Annotated in this window: 23 protein-coding genes; 21 read left to right on the forward strand and 2 right to left on the reverse strand. The window is 37.3% G+C overall.

Features of this window, described 5'->3' with window-relative positions:
- Positions 1–12 precede the first annotated feature (12 nt).
- Positions 13–1,305: a nucleobase:cation symporter-2 family protein gene (locus JEM45_RS10130; RefSeq protein WP_198687424.1), complete on the reverse strand. Its 1,293-nt coding sequence runs from the start codon at positions 1,303–1,305 to the stop codon at positions 13–15.
- Positions 1,305–1,886, reverse strand: coding sequence for a xanthine phosphoribosyltransferase (locus JEM45_RS10135; protein ID WP_026866749.1), 582 nt, complete (start codon positions 1,884–1,886; stop codon positions 1,305–1,307). The genes JEM45_RS10130 and JEM45_RS10135 overlap by 1 nt, the downstream gene beginning before the upstream one ends.
- A gap of 201 nt (positions 1,887–2,087) precedes the next feature.
- On the opposite strand from JEM45_RS10135, the gene JEM45_RS10140 reads away from it, so the two are divergent.
- The 21 genes from JEM45_RS10140 to JEM45_RS10240 all read left to right on the forward strand — a co-directional run bounded on the left by JEM45_RS10140 (position 2,088) and on the right by JEM45_RS10240 (position 20,237).
- Positions 2,088–2,783, forward strand: a complete 696-nt coding sequence (locus JEM45_RS10140) for a GntR family transcriptional regulator (protein WP_026866750.1) — start codon at positions 2,088–2,090, stop codon at positions 2,781–2,783.
- A gap of 152 nt (positions 2,784–2,935) precedes the next feature.
- Positions 2,936–3,355, forward strand: a complete 420-nt coding sequence (locus JEM45_RS10145) for a phosphonate C-P lyase system protein PhnG (protein WP_026866751.1) — start codon at positions 2,936–2,938, stop codon at positions 3,353–3,355.
- Positions 3,356–3,365: 10 nt separating this feature from the next.
- Positions 3,366–3,926, forward strand: coding sequence for a phosphonate C-P lyase system protein PhnH (gene phnH, locus JEM45_RS10150; RefSeq protein ID WP_026866752.1), 561 nt, complete (start codon positions 3,366–3,368; stop codon positions 3,924–3,926).
- Positions 3,927–5,003 carry a carbon-phosphorus lyase complex subunit PhnI gene (locus tag JEM45_RS10155; protein WP_198687425.1) on the forward strand — a complete coding sequence of 359 codons (1,077 nt, stop codon included), beginning with the start codon at positions 3,927–3,929 and terminating at the stop codon, positions 5,001–5,003.
- A complete protein-coding gene (locus JEM45_RS10160) occupies positions 5,000–5,845 on the forward strand; it encodes an alpha-D-ribose 1-methylphosphonate 5-phosphate C-P-lyase PhnJ (protein ID WP_026866754.1) in 846 nt (281 codons plus the stop codon). Before JEM45_RS10155 ends, JEM45_RS10160 begins: the two co-directional genes overlap by 4 nt.
- The gene (locus tag JEM45_RS10165) at positions 5,838–6,680 is read left to right on the forward strand and encodes an ATP-binding cassette domain-containing protein (protein ID WP_026866755.1); all 843 of its coding nucleotides are present in this window, start codon (positions 5,838–5,840) and stop codon (positions 6,678–6,680) included. The genes JEM45_RS10160 and JEM45_RS10165 overlap by 8 nt, the downstream gene beginning before the upstream one ends.
- 12 nt (positions 6,681–6,692) lie before the next feature.
- The gene (gene phnM, locus JEM45_RS10170) at positions 6,693–7,868 is read left to right on the forward strand and encodes a phosphonate metabolism protein PhnM (RefSeq protein WP_198687426.1); all 1,176 of its coding nucleotides are present in this window, start codon (positions 6,693–6,695) and stop codon (positions 7,866–7,868) included.
- A gap of 10 nt (positions 7,869–7,878) precedes the next feature.
- Positions 7,879–8,577 carry a phosphonate C-P lyase system protein PhnL gene (locus tag JEM45_RS10175; protein ID WP_026866757.1) on the forward strand — a complete coding sequence of 233 codons (699 nt, stop codon included), beginning with the start codon at positions 7,879–7,881 and terminating at the stop codon, positions 8,575–8,577.
- Positions 8,577–9,392: a PHP domain-containing protein gene (locus JEM45_RS10180; protein WP_035856234.1), complete on the forward strand. Its 816-nt coding sequence runs from the start codon at positions 8,577–8,579 to the stop codon at positions 9,390–9,392. The genes JEM45_RS10175 and JEM45_RS10180 overlap by 1 nt, the downstream gene beginning before the upstream one ends.
- Positions 9,393–9,489: 97 nt before the next feature.
- A complete protein-coding gene (locus tag JEM45_RS10185; RefSeq protein WP_035856236.1) occupies positions 9,490–10,557 on the forward strand; it encodes a PhnD/SsuA/transferrin family substrate-binding protein in 1,068 nt (355 codons plus the stop codon).
- A gap of 219 nt (positions 10,558–10,776) precedes the next feature.
- On the forward strand, positions 10,777–11,544 hold the full coding sequence (phnC, locus tag JEM45_RS10190) for a phosphonate ABC transporter ATP-binding protein (RefSeq protein ID WP_026866759.1): 768 nt from the start codon (positions 10,777–10,779) through the stop codon (positions 11,542–11,544).
- 10 nt (positions 11,545–11,554) lie between these two features.
- The gene (locus JEM45_RS10195; protein WP_084145743.1) at positions 11,555–12,367 is read left to right on the forward strand and encodes a PhnE/PtxC family ABC transporter permease; all 813 of its coding nucleotides are present in this window, start codon (positions 11,555–11,557) and stop codon (positions 12,365–12,367) included.
- A complete protein-coding gene (locus JEM45_RS10200) occupies positions 12,367–13,188 on the forward strand; it encodes a PhnE/PtxC family ABC transporter permease (protein ID WP_026866761.1) in 822 nt (273 codons plus the stop codon). Before JEM45_RS10195 ends, JEM45_RS10200 begins: the two co-directional genes overlap by 1 nt.
- A 139-nt stretch (positions 13,189–13,327) precedes the next feature.
- A complete protein-coding gene (locus JEM45_RS10205; RefSeq protein ID WP_026866762.1) occupies positions 13,328–13,576 on the forward strand; it encodes a type II toxin-antitoxin system Phd/YefM family antitoxin in 249 nt (82 codons plus the stop codon).
- Positions 13,576–13,845, forward strand: coding sequence for a Txe/YoeB family addiction module toxin (locus tag JEM45_RS10210; RefSeq protein WP_026866763.1), 270 nt, complete (start codon positions 13,576–13,578; stop codon positions 13,843–13,845). The genes JEM45_RS10205 and JEM45_RS10210 overlap by 1 nt, the downstream gene beginning before the upstream one ends.
- A gap of 433 nt (positions 13,846–14,278) precedes the next feature.
- Entirely contained in the window at positions 14,279–15,097 is an 819-nt protein-coding gene (locus tag JEM45_RS10215; protein ID WP_166627074.1) for an alpha/beta hydrolase, read from the forward strand.
- Positions 15,098–15,117: 20 nt separating this feature from the next.
- The gene (locus tag JEM45_RS10220) at positions 15,118–15,705 is read left to right on the forward strand and encodes a nitroreductase family protein (RefSeq protein WP_166627073.1); all 588 of its coding nucleotides are present in this window, start codon (positions 15,118–15,120) and stop codon (positions 15,703–15,705) included.
- Positions 15,706–15,870, forward strand: a complete 165-nt coding sequence (locus JEM45_RS10225; RefSeq protein WP_156889150.1) for a hypothetical protein — start codon at positions 15,706–15,708, stop codon at positions 15,868–15,870.
- An 85-nt stretch (positions 15,871–15,955) separates the two neighbouring features.
- Positions 15,956–17,251, forward strand: a complete 1,296-nt coding sequence (locus JEM45_RS10955; protein ID WP_235678863.1) for a polysaccharide deacetylase family protein — start codon at positions 15,956–15,958, stop codon at positions 17,249–17,251.
- Positions 17,248–18,564: a putative glycoside hydrolase gene (locus JEM45_RS10235; protein ID WP_051220499.1), complete on the forward strand. Its 1,317-nt coding sequence runs from the start codon at positions 17,248–17,250 to the stop codon at positions 18,562–18,564. Before JEM45_RS10955 ends, JEM45_RS10235 begins: the two co-directional genes overlap by 4 nt.
- 266 nt (positions 18,565–18,830) lie before the next feature.
- Entirely contained in the window at positions 18,831–20,237 is a 1,407-nt protein-coding gene (locus JEM45_RS10240) for a purine-cytosine permease family protein (RefSeq protein ID WP_198687427.1), read from the forward strand.
- The last annotated feature ends 51 nt before the right edge of the window (positions 20,238–20,288 follow it).

The following is a 20,288-nucleotide window of genomic DNA, read 5'->3' on the forward strand; positions in this document are numbered from 1 at the left end:
TTTACTATATATCTAGAAATCTCTTGCATTAACGATCGACCTGAAGTTAAATACTGCGTTTAGGAGAATAGCGGTTGAGCTCCCCATGACAATACCACTAGAAGTAATGACAGACAGGTTTTCAGGTAGGGCAGAGAATAAATCAGGAACAACTGTAACACCGAGCCCCATACCGACTGAAACTGCAACGATTAGCATATTAGATTGTTGGTTAAGGTCAATACGTGACAACATCTTAATGCCTGCACTGATAACCATACCGAACATTGCGATCATAGCACCACCGAGAACTGGACCCGGAATGGTCAGTGTAAGTGCCGCAATTTTTGGAACGAGACCTAAAATGATGAGCATCAAACCCGCAATGTAGATGATTTTGTTTCTACGAACACCGGATATTTGTATCAAGCCGACATTTTGAGAGAAGGTTGTATAAGGAAAAGCATTCACTAAACCACCTAAGACAATCGCAATACCTTCTGCACGGTAACCACGTTTTAAGTCTTCTCCTTTAATTTCTATCTTTGTAATTTCTCCAAGGGCAAAATAAACACCAGTCGATTCCACTAAACTGACCATCGCAACTAAGGTCATCGTTAATATCGGTAGTATATGAAATTCTGGTGTACCAAAGTAAAAGACATGAGGTAAATGTAACCAAGATGCATCAAGTATAGGTTTAAAATCAACAAGACCAAAGAAAGTACTTAGTACAGTACCCGCAATAATCCCACTTAAGATTGCGATAGAACCAAAGAATCCTTTAGCAAATTTTAAAATGATTAAAATAATAATTAAAGTTGAGAAACCTAAAAATAAGTTGATTGGAGCGCCGAAGTCTTCGGCGCCTTGACCACCAGCTAGGTCATTAAAAGCAACTGGCATCAATGTAATTCCTATAATTGTAACAACAGTCCCCGTAACAACAGGTGGGAAGAAGCGTATAAGTTTACTAAAAATCGGTGCAATAATGACAACAAGTAAACCTGAAACTAATATTGCCCCATAAACAGATTGTACACTATATGTATTGGCAATGTTGATAATTGGTCCTACAGCGGTAAAGGTACAACCAAGTACAACAGGTAATCCGATACCTGAGAACTTATTCTTCCAAACTTGCAGAATCGTTGCGACCCCGCACATCATAATGTCTATGGCAATTAAATACGTCAATTGTACTGGCGTTAAGCCAATCGCATTACCAACAATAAGGGGCACAATGACTGCACCTGCATACATGGCAAGTACATGCTGAAGTCCAAGTGAAAAATCTTTTGCATGAGATTTAATATTAGATGCCATTAGTTTTTATCCTCTTTAAAAGTGATTGTGCCATCTGTTAATGATTCAATTCTTGCTAATGATTCTACTCTATAATTTTTTTCTTTTAAAATTGTTGCACCACTTTGGAATGATTTTTCAATAACGATTCCAATACCGACAACTTTTGCATTTGCCTGGTCGACTAAACTAATCAGAGCATTGGCAGCCTCACCATTTGCTAAGAAGTCATCAATGATTAATACCTTATCATCAGCTGTAATGAACTGATCTGACACACTAATCATGTTTGTTTCCTGCTTAGTATAAGAGAATACTTGAGCACTTAAGAGATTATCAGATAGGGTTAATGACTTTCTCTTTCTAGCAAATACAACAGGTACATCAAAATTTAAAGCCGTCATAACAGAAGGCGCAATACCTGAAGATTCAAGTGTTAAAACCTTAGTAATACCTTCATCTTTAAATATACGATAAAATTCCTTACCGATTTCGACCATAAGTTTTGGATCGATTTGATGATTTAGAAATCTATCTACCTTGAGTACATTATCCGATAAGGCAGTACCTTGCTCTAAAATCTGTTGTTTAAGTAAATCCATTAGTGAAGTCTCCTTTATTTCTATGAATGTATATATATTAACAGAAATCACGAACTTTACAATAGTTAAATTTAAAATAGTTCCTATATTTATGTTTATTTTAAAATAAAAATTATAAACATTCGTGAATTGTTATTGTTAGATTGATAGATTTGAACAATGTATAATTAATCTAGATGAAAAAAGGAGCGGTCTTAAAGCGTGGATATTTCTAAAGAAACTTTAATACGTACTTCAGTCCAAGAAATGATTTTAAATGGACAGCTCGCACCCGGAGATAAGCTACCAAGTGAAAATCAGCTTGCTGATCAGTTTAAGTCTAAGAGAATTGATGCAAGGAATGCGCTAGTTCAACTTGAGAAGATGGGTAGTGTCCATAGTCGACAGGGCGTAGGAAGGTTTGTGAATCGACCCTTACCTGTCATTGATTTTACAGTGACCGGTGCAAGTAGTTTTTCAAAGAAGATGGAAGCTCAAAACATTCCATATGAAAGTAAAGTTATACATGCAGATTATACGGATGAGATGACCTTCGAAGGAAAAAAAGCGTTTAAGGTTTCACGTTTAAGAATTGTTGATAATGTGCCATGTGCCATCCATATTTCTTACATTAGAACGGATATATTTCCTAATATATATGAAGAGAAAAACCAGTTGCAATCTGTGTATACCTTTTTCGAAAGTAAGGGGCATACGAATCTGACAAGTCGCGACCGCACAGTATCTGCTCAGTTTGCGACACTTGAAGTGATGGAAATGCTAAAATGCAGTGAACTTGTACCACTTATTGTATTTGAAACTTCAACCTATGATACTTCAACAAACCAATGCTTAGAAAAAGTGAAAATATTATATAGAAGTGATTTATTCAAGCATAAGTTATCTGATGAAGGTTAAGCCTAAAGCCGATATAAACTCTATTGATGAGTTTATATCGGCTTTTTTATCTTATATCTACAATCCTAAACATAAGCTTTACATTACTTTACTAAGTCTAAACTTTTGTAACTTGGCAACAAGTTATTGTTAATGACATAGGAGGGTGTGACATGAAAAGAAAAGAATGGTCAGCACTTATAGCAAGATACGGAAGAGATGAAGCAATTGAATTTTTTGAAACTCATAAAAACGACTTAGACTTTGAAGTGATCAGTGGTCCCGAGCTTGGACTCACAATGGTGAAGATGAGAGAGCACGCTCAAAATTCTTTGTTCTACATAGGTGAAGTATTGATCACTGAAACAAAGATAAGAAGTGGACAAACAGTCGGTGTTGGTTTGATCAAAGGTGAAGATGAAACATTTTCTCTTGCCTTAAGTTTCATCGATTTAGTAAATAAATGCAGTGAATTTACAGAAGAATTTAACATGATGATCGAAAAACTAAGCGCTATTGAAGACGAGAATGTAAAAGAACGTACAGAACGTATTTTACAAACTAAAGTCAGCTTCGACATGATGAACGATTAGGAGGATATCAGTGAAGACTATAGTACATACGACCCAAGCTGTTTACCGTCAACTTGTGAATATTACAAGTCGACCAGGACATATTGAACTTATTGAAGAAGAAGTAAAGAATTACTCAGATTTTTCCAATGCCACTTTACTGACTACGATGACGCTTTTTGATAATGAAATTTCCTTTATAACACCAGATGAGGCAATGGATAAGGAAATTAAGGTGCTAACTGGTGCGAAGTCAATTGATTCATTAAAAGAGACTGATTTTATTGTCTTGCAAGCAGCAGATTTAAAGGAAGAATATTTCACAGAAACTGCTCACGGTGTATTAATTTCACCTGAAAAGTCGGTAACTTTAATCATTGAAGTAGACAGCGTTACTTCAGGAGAATCATATATCTTTAGTGGTCCAGGTATTAAAGACGAGACAAAAGTTAACATCGCTATAGAGCATGAATGGATATCATTAAGAAACGAAGCGTGTAAAGAGTTTCCTTTAGGATTGGATATCATTCTTACCGATAAGGAAAATCGGGCAATGATGATTCCTAGAACGACGAAAGTGGAGGTGGCATAGATGGGTTACGTTGCTGTAAAGGGTGGCGCACATGCGATTAACAATTCTGTACTTTTATATAAGAACAGACGCCTAGAAGAAGGCATTGATATAGAAGTTGAAAAAATTAAAACAAACATGCGTCAGCTCATCAACCAAGTCATGAGTGAAGCAAGTTTCTATGATAGAGATACAGCTGCACTTGCCATCAAGCAAGCTGAAGGCAATATGGAGGAAGCTGTCTTCCTAATGAGAGCGCATCGTTCAACACTACCAAGGTTATACTATTCAACCATTACAGATACGAGAGATATGTTTGTTGAACGTAGAATTTCGGCAAGCTTTAAAGACATTCCAGGGGGTCAGATACTCGGTGCATCACCAGACTTTACGCATCGACTACTTGACGATTCTTTAAAGGAATTATCAGAAGGTCCACTTGAAGACATCAGCTATAAAGAAGTGGGATACAACTATAAATTATATAAATTACCTAAGGTCATCGATTATTTAGAAAAAGAAGGTTTATTTGTAAGAGATGAAGAAAACAATGATGAACCAGATGACATCACTAAAAAATCTATCGAGTTTCCAAGTACAAGAAGTCAAAAACTACAGGCACTCACACGTGGTCAGACAGGTGCTGTGACTTCTCTAGGTTATGCTGAAATTCGTGGCTATGGTTTTACATCTCACCCTAACATCGGAGAATGTCGAGTCGGTCAGCAGCCAGTATTTGTCGATATTGATGATGAGTACGGTGAGTACTTTATCGGAGACTTTGAAATGACAGAGATTGATGGCTTTATGCCAGACGTTGCTGATGATCAAACAACTGCTGACGAAGACATGCTAATTAAAATTGGATACGGCCTAGTATTTGGACAAAATGAAACAAAGGCAATTGCTATGAGTGTGCTTGATTATAGCCTAGAACACCCAATAGACGGTGTACCAACGTCAGATGATGAATTCATTATGTTCCATATCGATTCTGTTGAATCTACCGGTTTCATTTCTCACTTGAAGCTACCACACTATGTGACGTTCCAATCGAAACTAGACCGCATGCGTCAAGGTAGGGAGGACCAAAAATGAGTCAAAATTTCGCATTCTTAGATGAACATTCAAAAAAAGAAATTAGAAGAAAGACTTTAAAAGCAATTGCCATTCCAGGTTACCAAGTGCCATTTGCCTCTCGTGAATTACCGATTGCCAGAGGATGGGGAACGGGCGGCCTTCAGCTCACATTATCACTTATTGGACAGGAAGATGTCCTTAAAGTGATTGACCAAGGTTCAGATGAATCTGTCAATGCAGTCAATATTAGAAATCTTGTGCAGAATACAACAAGTGTCAAAGAAACGATTCATACAGCAGAAGCTACTTTAATTCAGTCACGTCACCGTATTCCTGAAGTACCTTTAAAGCCTTTTCAAATTTTAGTGCTACAAGTGCCGATGCCAGAACCATTAAGACCGGTTGAGCCAAGTGAAAGAAAGACAAAATTACTTCACGGCGATAAGGAATACAGCGGTGCTTACATTAAATTATTTGAGCAGATTATGAGACACGGCCACATTACAGATGATGCAGACTATCCAGTGATGGTCAACGGCAGATATGTCATGGCACCAAGTCCGATTCCACGTTTCGATAATCCGAAGATGCATCAAAACGATGGTTTGATTCTACTCGGTGCAGGTCGTGAGAAGAAAATTCACGCCGTTCCACCGTATACAGATGTTGAATCATTAGCTTTTGAAGACTATCCATTTGAAGTCGAAGACTTCTCTGACAAAATTTGTCGCGAGTCAGGTTTAACTGGTGTATTCATGGATGAATTAGTCGATGAAGAGACTGGTGAAACTTACTATGTGACGAATGATACGTCTTATATGCTTGAGAAATTGAACGAGGAGGATAGCGTCAATGCATAAAACTGATGATGTTGTTTTATCCATAAAAGATTTATCAAAACAGTTTGGCAACGGCTGCGACTACTGTAAAGATGACAGCGCTGAACTACAAAAGAATATGTGCCCACATTGTAATACTGTACATGCAGTTAAAAATGTTTCTTTTGACTTGTACGAAGGAGAAATCCTCGGTGTTGTTGGTGAAAGTGGAAGCGGTAAAAGTACCTTGATGAAAATGTTGTATTTTGACCAGGAAGCTTCAACTGGGACTTATGTCTTACCAGAAGATCCAAATGCTGAAGACAATGTTTTTTTAGTAAGTAGTCAAAGAAAAAGACAGATTAGAAATGAACAGCTCGGTATGGTCTACCAGAATCCTATGCTCGGTCTAAAGATGGATTTCTCATCTGTGACGAACATTGCAGAAAAATTAATTGCCAGTGGTAACCGTAACGTCGGTCAAATGACAGACCGCGCGGATCACTTTTTAAACAAGGTAAATATTCCGCTCCGTCGTAAATACGAAGCACCTAAAAATTTCTCAGGTGGGATGCAGCAGCGTGTTCAAATCGCCAAAGCCTTATCTAACTATCCACCGATTCTTTTACTAGATGAAGTGACAACAGGTCTAGACTTATCTGTCCAAGCAGATGTACTCGAGTTAATTAAGGAAATTCAAAGAGATATGGGTGTGAGCATGATTGTCGTTTCCCATGATCTTGCAATCATTCGCATGTTATGTGACCGCACCATGGTCATGCTCGATGGCCAAGTGATTGAACACGGTATTACCGATCAAATTCTAGAGGATCCACAACACGAATATACACAACAGCTCGTCTACTCAATCTTATAAGAGGTGAAACAGTTGATCATTACAAACGGTAGTGTCATTACTGAAAGCGAAGTTTTAGAAAATCATGCAGTCATTATTGAACAGGATAAAATCCAAAACATCATCCCAATGTCAGAATTAGAGCTGACTTCAGATGAAGAGGTCATCGATGCTGAAGGGGGCTATGTGAGCCCGGGCTTTATCGATATTCATTCAGATTATATTGAAGGCATTATCGCACCAAGACCGACGACAGTCATGGACTTTAACATTGGTATCAAAGAATCAGAACGTATTTTAAGTTCACACGGGATTACGACGATGTTTCATTCATTATCAATCTATAAGGAAGATCTCTTTGGTCATAAGCCAGTGCGTCAGCCGGAAAATGTGAATAAACTCATTCATGCTATTCATAGAACGCACAATGAAGAGCGTTTGATTAGGCATCGCATGCATGCTCGCTTTGAACTTGATGCAGTCGAAATGAAAGACACGATCATGGACCACCTTGAAAATGAGCGTGTTCACTTGTTGAGTATCATGGATCATACGCCAGGGCAAGGTCAGTACAGAGACATTGAGACTTACCGTCATACAATGAAGGGTTATCAAAACATAACGGATGAAGAAATCGATCGCCAAATAGATGAAAAGCGTCAGATGGACCGCCTCTCTATAGAGGATATGAAGGAGCTTGCAGCACTTGCAAAGTCAAAAAATGTTGCGGTTGCGTCTCATGATGACGATACGATTGAAAAGATTGATTTTAATGAATGTCTAGATACGACAATCAGTGAATTCCCTATAAAGATGGAAGTGGCTAAGTATGCAAATAACAAGGGACTGTACACGCTTGCTGGTGCACCAAATATCATGCTAGGTGGATCGCATTCAGGAAATTTAAATGCTAAAGATGCCATCTTAGAAAACTGCATTTCAATCTTATGTAGTGATTATTATCCTGCAGCCATGTTGCATTCAGTATTTAAGCTTCACAACGAAGCGGATTATCCACTTGTTGATGCCTTTAAATTAATTACTATTAATCCAGCAAAAGCAGTCCAGATGGATGAAGAAATTGGTTCATTAGAAACAGGGAAAAAAGCAGACATTAACATCATTAGATTACACGATGACTATCCGACGATTACAGAATGTATCGTCAATGGTAAAATCGTCAGCCAATACCATTACAGAATAGATTAGGAGGGACAATATGATCTGCATTAAAGATTTCAGTAAATCTTTCACCATTCATCATTTAGATCAAACGAGAACAGCGATCGAGGGTGTGTCATTCGATGTAAAAAAAGGTGAATTTCTAGGTATCGTCGGAGAGAGTGGTAGCGGGAAATCAACGATTCTAAAAAGCATCTACGGGACCTATAAACCCTCTTCCGGGACGGTCACTTACGACTCAAAAGCCTTTGGTGAAGTCGACTTACACGGTATTACTGACCGCGCCTTAATCAGTCTTCGCACAAATGAAATAGGTTACGTGTCTCAGTTTTTAAAAGTTATGCCTAGAACAACAACGCTAGAACTTGTTATTAACTCAATGCTAGAGATGGGGGTCGATAAGGAAGCGGCTGAAACAGAGGCAAAAGAAGCCCTTAGACACTTTGATATTCCTGAAGCTTTGTGGCACAACTATCCAAATACGTTTTCTGGTGGAGAAAAACTAAGATTGAACATTGCTTGTGCCATCGTAAAAAAACCAAGACTATTATTACTCGATGAGCCGACGGCATCACTGGATGAAAAATCGAAGTTAAAGGTGAGAGAGACTATTTCTAAGTTAATCGATGGTGGAACGACCTTAATTGGTATCTTCCATGACCTTGAATTTATGGACGGTTTATGTACAAAGGTGTATGACATGAATACAAAAACAATAGAGGAGCGTGCTGTATAGTGTCTAAAATAGATCTGCATGTGCATAGTAACTTTTCCGATGGTAAAGACAATGTAAATAAAGTGTTAGATCTTGCTAAAGCAGAGGACGTGTCAATGTTAAGCTTCGTCGATCATGACACAAATATGACATATTATGAAGCGCTACCATTTGCAAAAAGCATAGGTATCGACTTAATTCCTGGTATAGAAATCTCTGCCTATGACTTTAAGAGAGACAGAAAAGTGCATATTTTAGGCTATAACTACAATTTAGATGCTCCAAATATTAAAAAATTAACAGTTCCTTTACTTAACAGACGTCATCAACATTCACTCTGGCAGATTGAACAGATTAAAAATTACGGTATTGATGTGGATATGGACAAGGTTATGGCAACAGTTGGACCTGTTGGTGTCATCTATAAACAGCATATTATGCATGCAATTTGTGATGAACATTATACCAATGCACGCTACACAACGAAGTACCGTACCTTGTTTAAGAACAAGGGACCAGCTAGTGGAGACATTGAATATGTCGATGCTATTGAAGCCTTAAAAGCGATTAGAGCGGACGATGGTTATGCAGTCATTGCGCACCCAGGACAATTAAATAGTTATGATTTGATTGAAGAGAACGCAGAACTAATCGATGGTGTTGAAAAATATCATCCTGACCATGATCAGATGGATTATGAAAAAGTTGATGCTCTGGTTGAACAATATGACTTCTTTATTACAGGTGGATCTGACTACCATGGTGACTTTGGAGCCACTGTAGACATTGGCTTAGACGATGAATTATTAAGTAAAACAGAGGCATTATTTAGATAATATAAACATCTGTTAAATAGCTGTAAATCACATTTACTTACCAAGCGAAATATCATTTAATAAATTATGTAATTAAATTCACTAAAGGAGTTTGAAAATGAAGAAGTTTCTCAATCTATTTCTCGGTTTAACTTTGGTATTAATTTTAGCAGCATGTGGTAGTGGCAACGAAGAAGAATCAACAGAAGAGGATACAGCAGATGCTAGTGAAAACAGTGATGAGCCAATCAACTTAGTTTGGTATCCAAATGAATCAGGTAACGAACTTGCTGATGCTCGTGACGAGATTGGAAGCATTATTGAGGAAGCAACAGGCAGAACTGTTGAACATGAACTTACAACTGACTATGCAATTGCAATTGAAAGTATTGTAAACGACAATGCTGACCTTGCATTTACTGGTGCAGAAGGATACATACAAGCAAAAGAACGTAACGACAATATTACTCCATTAGTTGTACCATCTGGTCCATCTGGTACTGAAGAAGATGCTTTATACTACAGCTGGTTTGCAACTAAGGTCGACAACATGGAACAGTTCGAAACTGGTGAAGGAGAATACTCAATCGATGAGTTCCCAGGTAAAAACTTCTCATTCGTATCAACTTCATCTACATCAGGATTTAGAGTACCTACTTCTACAATTCTAAATCATTTCTCAGAAACTGATGAGTATGCAGACTTAACTGAGGAAGACCTTGCAGAAAGCGGTCGTTTCTTTGACCAAGTAATGTTCGGTAATACTCACCAAGGTTCAGCAGTTAACTTGATTAACGACAGAGCTGAAATTGCAGCGTTCTGTGACACTTGTGTTGAAAACTATGTAGAACTTGCTGAAGGTGAAGAAAATACACCTGGTGCAATCTATGAAGTATCTGAAGGTGCTGCAGATCCATTCTCTAACTTAGTTGGAGAGCAGTTCGGAATCATTTCAGCTACACCAGTACTTAATGCACCATTTATTGCTAATGAAAGTACATTAGGTTCTGAAACAGTTGAAGAATTACGTGAAGTATTCGCATCTGATGAAGTTGCAAACAATGAAAACATTTTCGTTCCTGAAGATTCAGAAGAAGGCGGTCTATTCACAAAATCAGCTGACGAGCGTTTCGTAGTTGTTGAAGATGAGTGGTTCGACCCAATCAGAGAATTAAGCGCAGAATAATCTAATCGAAAAGATAATATTTATTTAAAGAGGGGATTCCCCCTCTTTTTACATAGGAGGACGTCATCCATGGCGGTGGATAATAAATTAAAAGAAGAACAAAAGACAAAAACAGATTTCAATAAGAAGGCAACTGACGATGTGCTCATTTCATTTGACGAGGATCCAGAAGTAACAGGAGAGACAGTAGAGGTAGCAAGTAAAGAAGAAGTCAAACAAATGCCTGTCATCATGTCTATCGAAAACTTAAATAAGGAATATTCTAAAGGTAAAACAGTTCTAAAGGATGTAAACTTTGATATCAAAAAAGGTGAATTGTTATCGATTATAGGGCCATCAGGAGCTGGTAAGTCTACACTTCTTAGATCTATCAACCGCATGATTGAACCGACTTCAGGAAAGATTGATTTTGATAATAAAAATATTACTAAAATCAAAGGTAAAGAACTGCGTAAGATGAGAACGAACATCGGTATGATATTCCAACACTATAATCTAGTGGATCGCCTGTCAGTTTTTGAAAATGTCTTACACGGTACATTGGGTTATAAAAACTCCATTCAAGGTATTTTTTCAATGTATACAGAGTCGGAAAAAGAAGAAGCACTAGATATTATTACGGAGCTTGGTATTCAAGATCATATATATAAGCGCTGTGACGAATTATCAGGTGGACAAAAGCAAAGAGTGGGAATTGCTCGTGCGCTTGTTCAAAAGCCGAAAATTATTCTTTGTGATGAGCCGATTGCTTCACTAGATCCGAGCTCTTCTAGAATCATTATGGAACACTTAAGAAAAATCTGTAATGAAAAAGGTATCACAGTAATCGTTAACCTTCACCAAGTGGATGTAGCTAAGAATTACTCTGACAGAATTATTGGCTTAAATAGTGGTGAAGTGGTCTTTAACGGTCATCCAAACGAAATAAATAAGGAAGTCATTCAGAAGATTTATGGAACAGATTTCGATGACTTAATTATGGAGTAGGTGATAATTGATGAGACAAACACAAACGATTAACGCTAAGGATATCAATATCATTCAAAAGAAAAATCTAATGCTTCTACTGACTGTTGTGATTATTGTCGGTTTGATAATGCTCGCAAGCTACATTACTGAATACAACCATGTTGACGGAATTTTATCGATTCCGGCTGCGATCTCTTGGATGGCGAGTAACTTGATGTTCTCACAATCAACTTTAGCGAACTTAGGTAGTGTACTCCGATTACTTTGGGAGACAGTGTTGATATCAATTGTTGCGACTACGACAGCATCAGTATTTGCTATAGTATTTGCCTTGATGGGCTCAAGCTTAACTTACCTAAACAAACCACTGATGTACTTAGCAAAAATTATTGCATCAATTTCACGTAATATTCCCGTTGTTGCCTGGGCCCTAATCTTAGTTATTAGTTTTGGTACAAACTCAATGACAGGTTTTCTCGCTCTATTCTTTGGATCATTCGGTTTCTTAGTGAGAGCATTTATTGAAACGATTGATGAAGGTAGCCGCGATTCAGTAGAAGCTTTAAATGCGACTGGCGCAACTTATTGGCACACAATATTCAAGGCAGTGTTACCAGGGAGCATGCCACAGATGTTCAGTTGGATTCTCTTTATGATTGAAACGAACATTCGCAGTGCAACACTAGTTGGTCTCTTGACGGGTACAGGTATTGGTTACTTATTTGACCTATACTATAAACAACTAAACTACGAGATGGTGACATTGATCACACTGGCAATCGTCCTTGCTGTATTAATCATTGAAGCAATATCAAATATCATTAGAAGGGAGATTTTATAATGCAGTCAACAGTAGAATATGATTCTAACGGCTCTATAAAAGTCTCCAAGCCAAACCGTGGACAGACTATTTTAAAATGGCTCATAATCGGGTCTGCTATATTCACAGTAGTTGGATTCTTCTTAATGGACTACACAGGGCTTGATTTAACACAGGCAATACCAATGACCATAGATAACTTAGGTCAAATGTTCCTGTCCCCGAGTTTAAACAATACAACTTGGTCAAATGCACTATGGCAAGTCGCTGTTACCTTATCACTTGGCTTTTTAGCAACGATACTCGGTGCAATCATTTCACTGTTCCTAGCCTTTGGAACAGCAGTTAACCTGTCAAAACCTTGGTTGAGCAATACTATAAAAGCTTTCATTACAGTTATTCGTGCTGTACCGACAGTATTATGGGTGCTTATCTTTGCGATTGCAGCAGGGCTTGGATCAGTTGCAGCGGTAATCGGAATGATCTTCCACTCAGTTGCTTATCTAGTAAAAGCATATAGTGAAGCATTCGAAGAAGTCGATGAAGGTAAAATCGAGGCGCTTAGAGCATCTGGTGCAAGCTATGGACACATCCTATTTCAGGTAATTGTTCCACAGACAAAAAGTTACTTGATTTCATGGACCTTCCTACGATTTGAAATTAACTTCGGTGTTGCAGTTGCCATGGGTGCTGCAGCAGGTGCTGGTGGAATAGGATACGAGCTCTTCATGTCAAGTTCATTCTACTATGATATGCAAGAAGTCGGTGCCATTACATTAATTATCCTAGTCGTAGCGATTATCTTAGAATTAATAGCGAATCGATTAAAAGTATCAGCGTAAAAATATACTCCTCTTAAGTTGGATTAAACTGACTTAACGGGAGTTTTCTAATATATGTTATTGGCGATTTTTTTAAGAAATAGAATAATTGTAGTATTGTACAACTTATTGTACAATTTAATTGTGAGGAGTGAATGCTATGACAGTTAAATCTTATTCTTACGTACGCGAAAATTTTAAAGACATGATAAACAAAGTGAACGATGATAGTGATGCGATTATCATTACAACTAAAGACCGTAATGCGGTCATGATGTCAGAGGAAAGTTATAACGAAATCATGGAAACTCTTTATTTACAACAAAGTCCTTCTAATGCAAAACGTTTATCGGAATCTATTGAAAACCTAGAGCGTGGGAATGTTAGAAATAAGGATATCTCGATTTAATGACGAAACTCAATATTACATTTTCACCTCAAGCTTTTGAGGATTATGAATATTTTCAAGTCAAAGATCGACGGTTGGTTAAAAGAATTAACCAATTATTAAAAAGCATTTCTAGAGACGGTTTTTTAGAAGGAATAGGGAAGCCTGAGAAATTAGTTGGTAATTATTCTGGTTATTACAGTCGACGAATTAATCATGAACATAGATTAGTGTACACAGTAAATGAATATGCGATATTAGTTGCGTCTTGTAGATATCATTATAAATAATGATAATAAAGACAATATTAAGGATTAACCCTCGATATTGTCTCTTTTTTGTGTAAATTATAGAAAAATCAATACATGTATGAGGGTAGGAATAACAAAACTACCAATGAATATCATATAGAAAAGATCTGGACGTTCATTTTTTGTTGCGAATTTGTATGCGAGTGATCTAAATACTACAGATACAATAAACACAAATATAATAAATGCGAAAAAACCTGTTGTATAGTAGATGAAATTGAAGTAGACCAAAGCGACAAACATGATGAGGTAAAGCGATAGACCGCTTATAAATGACAGTATGTATTTTGTTAGAGTAGACATATATTACCTTTCAAATTGTATTTATTTCTATGATAGCTAAACGTGTTTCTTTATGCAATTTAAGCGAAATAAGGTTATAATTTCATGTAAGATAGATTGGAGTGATTATATGTCATTTGTAAAATACATTGAATCTAAGGATGGTACGCTCCTATATACCAAAATTCAAACTCAGGAGCAACCGGAAAATGCTAAAGCGACAATCGTCATTGTACATGGTTTAGCTGAACATTTGGGACGTTACGATGATTTTGCTGGAACTCTAATTCGAAATGGTTTTAACGTCATTCGTTACGATCAAAGGGGACATGGTCATTCTTCAGGTGAGGAAACTTTTTACTCTGAAGTCGACGAAATTACGGATGATCTAGGGGCTATTGTTTTATACGCTAGAAAACAATTCGAGAATCAGAAGCTATTCATTATCGGCCACAGCATGGGTGGCTACACCGCAGCTTTATACGGTACGAAATATCCACAAAAGATTGACGGTTATGTCACTTCTGGTGCCCTAACACGCTTTAACAATGATATTTTTGAAGAAATACCAGTCGGACTTGATACGAACGATTATGTAAAAAATGAGCTCGGTGACGGTATTTGTTCAACTGAGATTGTCCGTAAACACTATGTAGAGGATGCCTTGAACAAGAAGCGAATTTCTGTTGGTTTAATTCGTACAATCCAAAAAGGTGTTGAATATCTTAAGCTAGAGGCTAGTGATTTCAAGGACCCTATTTTAATCTTACACGGTGAAAATGACGGGCTTGTGTCTGTTAAAGATTCAGAGCAACTGCATGATGAAATCTCAAGTTCTGATAAAGAACTGATTATTTACCCTGAACTAGAGCATGAGATATTTAATGAGTTCACTAAGAAAAATGAAATATTTGATACGATCATGTCATGGATAGACGCGCGGTTATAACTAGAAAAGGAGTTTTAATAATGGACGTAAGTGAAGCAATTCAATCCAGGCGAAGCATAAAAATATTTAAGGATATAGAACCAATATCTAAAATTGATGTTGAACAGCTGCTTCAAGCAGCAATAATGGCGCCTAATCATCATCGTACTGAGCCATGGAAGTTTTTTGTGCTCCAAGGTGATGGCCGCCTACCATTATCACGGGTTATGGGTGAATGGGCAAAGACGCTTGTCGATGACCCAAACAGTGAGAGTGGACAAAAACGCATCAATAAGATGATGAACAAACCCTTGATTGCACCAACTATTATTCTCGTGGCTCTAAGCCATGATGAAACAGGGAAAGGTATTTATTCAGAAGATCATTCTGCCGTTGCTGCAGCTATACAAAACATCTTGTTAGAAGCACATGGAATGGGGTATGGGGCCACATGGAAGAGTGGGCCAGCCTATGAGTGTGAGCCAGTAAAATCATATTTCAACCTCGGCGACCATGAAGAGATATTAGGTGCAATATTTATAGGTGAAGCGGATTTGAAAAAAGAACCTGTTGCAAAACGTCAACCATTCACTGAAAAAACAGTGTGGATAACAGAGGACAATCAGTAGATGAAAAAATTAGCAATTGTATTATTTTTAATCGCAACCTTGCTGATGTTTAGCGTTGGCACGGTCATACCAATTGAATATAACTTCATTGTGTATCTTTTTGTATTGATCTTTTTTGTCGGCGGCGTCTATTGTAGTGTCAGTATAAATTCTGATTCAGAATGATGAAGAAATATGTATTGAAATGCATAGAATAGGGTAATCTCTTATTATAAGGGATTACTTTTTTTATTTTATATGAGGTGATTTAATGCAAAAATACATATTTAGCGTTTTACTATCACTAATATTGATATTAACAGCTTGTTCAAGCCCAGAAGATAAATATGAAGCAAGTAAACAGTCTTTTAATGAGGATGTTTCTGTTCAACTTGTTGAGATTTTGAACCAGCTGAGTCAATATGAAAGTGAAACTACTGAATTAACAGCTGAGGCTTTAACCGACGAATCCTTAGAAGCTTTTAAAAATGAAGAATCTAATCTATTTGAAAAGTTAAATCAGAGGCAAGAAGCGGTCGATAATCTTACTGAAATTGCTGATGAATTAACAGGTATAAATGAGGACCTGGAAAGCATAAATGTTGAAGAAGATTCAGAGATTGATGAGACGGAATTAAATCAAACAAAAGATGCAGTTTCAGCCCTAACAAATGAGGTTCAAGGGTTTCAAGAAGCTTACAACAATTTATTAGATGAAGAAAGATCGTATTATGATGCGCTTATTCAAGATGATGCAGACTATACGACGATGACTGAAGGGATGTCATCCATTAACAGTACGTATGAGGATGTAAAATCACAATATGAGTCTGTTAATACACAAATCTCCGCAGTGAATGGCAATAATGAAAGTAACTATAGCACAGAACAGGCTGAAGATTCAGAGGAAGAAGTAGAACCACTTTACCAAGTAAACCCAGATACATCAGAGATTACCCCAATTGAAGAGGCGACAGATGCCAATGTAGCATTGATTACGATTGATGACGCACCAAATCATCATGCTGTAGAAATGGCACATACATTAAAAGAGCTAGATGCACCGGCTATATTCTTTGTAAACGGAATGTATTTAGAATCTGAAGAAGGTAAGGCAGCTCTAAAAGAGATTTATGATTTAGGATTTGCCATTGGGAATCATACTTATAACCACCCGAATTTAGGTGAAATGTCTCCAGAGAATACTGAGTTAGAGATTGTGGACACAAATGACTTAGTTGAAGCGGTAATTGGTGAGCGTCCAAAATTCTTCAGAGCACCATTTGGAGTAAACAATGACACTTCAATAGAGGTTGCTAAGGATGAAGGGATGACGGTAATGAACTGGACCTATGGTTATGACTGGGAACCTGAATATCAAGAACCTTCTGCATTAGCGGAGATTATGACAAACACAGAAGTGCTTAATGATGGTGCCAATTTACTTATGCATGACAGACAGTGGACTAAAGAAGCACTGCCTGACATCGTTACGGGTCTAAGAGATAAAGGCTATACTTTAGTTGATCCGAAAACAATTCAAGTTGAAGGTGGGGTGGATCAATGAGTACTCGGAATTTCTTAATTTTAGTTGGTAGTATACTCGTCGTCTTATTTATACTTTTAGGAATAGCGATTAATGCTGAAAATGCTTCTGAAGAAGATGTTGCAACGAATGAGGAAAATACAGAAGATCAAAATACAGAAGAAAGCAATGATCAAGAGGAAGAAGCAGATTCAGAAGGTGAAGAAACTGAGCAAACAGACAGTGAATCACCAACTATGAATATAAATGAGGGGCCCTTATACTCACTAAAAGAGGGAAGTACTTCTGCTTTCGGTTTTGAATCGGGCGTTGATATTCCATACCCAGAAGATGGGGTTAAAGGCGTCTATGTTACTGCATATTCTGCAGGTGGAGATCGTATGCAATCACTTATTGATCTTATTAACAATACAGAACTTAATTCTATGGTACTTGATGTAAAAGAAGATATTGGAGATATCATGATGGAATTAGACACTGAGGGTGAAGAAAGCAAACGCTTTATGCAGAACTATGTAGATGGTGAAAACTTAATGCAACAAATGGAAGAGAATGATATATATCCTATTGGTCGAATTGTTGTATTTAAGGATTCACGTCTCGCTCAAGATAGACCAGACTTATCATTTGTAAATTCCGAGGGCTCAGTTTGGCAAAACGGAAGTGGAGAAAGCTTTGTAAATCCATTCTTAAAAGAAGTATGGGATTATAATGTTGATATTGCCATTGAAGCTGCTAAGCTAGGCTTTAAAGAGATACAATTTGACTATGTGAGATTCCCAGAAGCATTTGAAACGATGTCATCAGAACTGCAGTATAGTTTTGGTGATTATGCGGACTCAGAAGAGGATGAAGTCCAGCAACGTGTCAGTGCTGTAACAGACTTTGTTGCCTATGCAAAAGAACGCTTAGAACCCTATGGAGTTGAAGTATCAGTAGATGTGTTTGGTTATGCAGCGACACAAAGAGAAGCACCTGGTATCGGTCAAAACTTCTCGCAAATATCTAATAATGTTGATGTAATTTCATCGATGATTTACCCTTCTCACTGGGGTGCAGGTGCATTTGGCTATGATACTCCTGATACCGAACCTTATGGCGTCATTGATGATTATATGAAGGTTGAAAACGAGGTCTTAGGTGCCTTAGATGATCCACCAAAATCAAGACCTTGGATTCAAGACTTTACAGCATCTTATTTAGGACTTGGAAATTATCTTGAATATGGACCAGCAGAAGTCGAAGCACAAATTCAAGCTCTAAACGACAATGGAGTGGAGGAATACTTAATTTGGAATTCCTCAAACGATTATTCAACAGATACGAATTATTAAGAAAGTGATAAGACGTGAGAGCCTTTTATATAAGGGTCTTACGTTTTTTTAATGTCAAAAACGCCTTTATTTATTAACTTTTCACAAATAAATGAAATATTATTTCTATAAAGTTTAAGGATTATTTCATAGTAAATATGAATGAAATTTCACAGAGAAGTTACTTATTTCACATCCGGAGTTGATTTATTGGCATTTTTAAGGTACATTATATAAGTTTCTGAAAAGTGATAAACTAAAATTTCAGATGAATGGAGATGGTAAGTATGGGGTCTGTGAATACAACAGATCAGAATGTACAAACAGAAGAAAGCGATCACTCCTTATCAAAGGTACCTTTCAATGAAAGAAAAATGGGCTGGTTGAGTATTACCAATATTACATTTGGTATCGCAACAGCAATCTTCTATTTTCAAATAGGTAGTGTTATGGCACTACAGTTCGGCGCAATCAACGCGATGATTTCTGCCTTATATGCAATTATTGTTGCAGGTGTTATGGGTTCAGTTATCGCATACCTATCCGCACGTTCTGGTATGAACGTCAACTTAATGTCACGTGGTGGAGGATTTGGATACATAGGTGCTTCACTGACATCTTTAATTTACGCTTCTAACTTTATTATGTACTGTGCCTTAGAAGGCATGATTCTTGTTTACGCAGTACATGAATTCTTTCCTGTAATCCCTGTTTGGATTCTCATTGTATTTTTTGGATTACTCGTTATACCTCTAAACTGGTTTGGTATCAAACAACTGGATAAACTCCAAAAATGGTCTTTACCTATATTCTTTATATTTTTAATTACAGCCATTGTTGTGTCATTCTTTACACCATCACAATATGACGGTGCATTCTGGACATATATGCCTGAAGGCGTTCAAATTGGTGGAACAGCACTCTTATTATGTATTGGTATGCAGCATGGTATTATTGGCTTAACAGCCTTAATTGCCTCAGACTACGCAAGATTCTTAAAACCTGGGCACATTAAAGGTGGATCAATTGCAATTGGTTTTATCCCGCAAATATTCTGTTACGGTGTGATGGGTGGACTCGGTATCTGGTTTGGTGTCCGTTTAAGCGAACCAAATCCAGGCGTTTATATCGTTCACTTACTCGGTATCGGTGGTGCATTATTTACAATTCTGACTCAGGTGCGTATTAATGTGACGAACATTTATAGTAGTTCGTTATCACTATCTAACTTCTTTGAAAATGTTGTTAAATTTACTCCAGGTAGAAGATTCTGGGTAGTTGTAGCGGGTCTGACTGCTATGTTTCTTATGCTCGCAGTTATTGTAGACCACTTAGATACAGCTTTAACATTCCAAGGTGTATTCTTAATGTCTTGGGCAGCGATCCTTGTAACGGACTTTGTTGCTGTCAAATGGCTGATGAAGATCGGGCCGAATTACTATGAAGAATGTCAGGAATACTTGTTTAAATGGAACCCTGTTGGTGTAGGTGCGCTCTTGATTTCTAGTTTATTAGGTACAATCGCAGCACTTGGCTATATGGGTGGATTTTTACAAAGTACAGCAGCATTTTTCGCAGCTGCGCTCGCAGCAGTTCTAACGATTATTATTGCCTATGTGACTAAAGGTAAGTACTACCTAAAAAGCGAAGTTCATGATATCGATGAAAGAGATATCATCGTAAAATCTAAGTAAATCTTTAAAAAATCGACGTAAAGACCTTGGGGTTAAGGTTTTACGTCGATT

This window comes from Jeotgalicoccus sp. ATCC 8456, assembly GCF_016313225.1.
GTDB classification, from domain to species: Bacteria; Bacillota; Bacilli; order Staphylococcales; family Salinicoccaceae; genus Jeotgalicoccus; species Jeotgalicoccus marinus.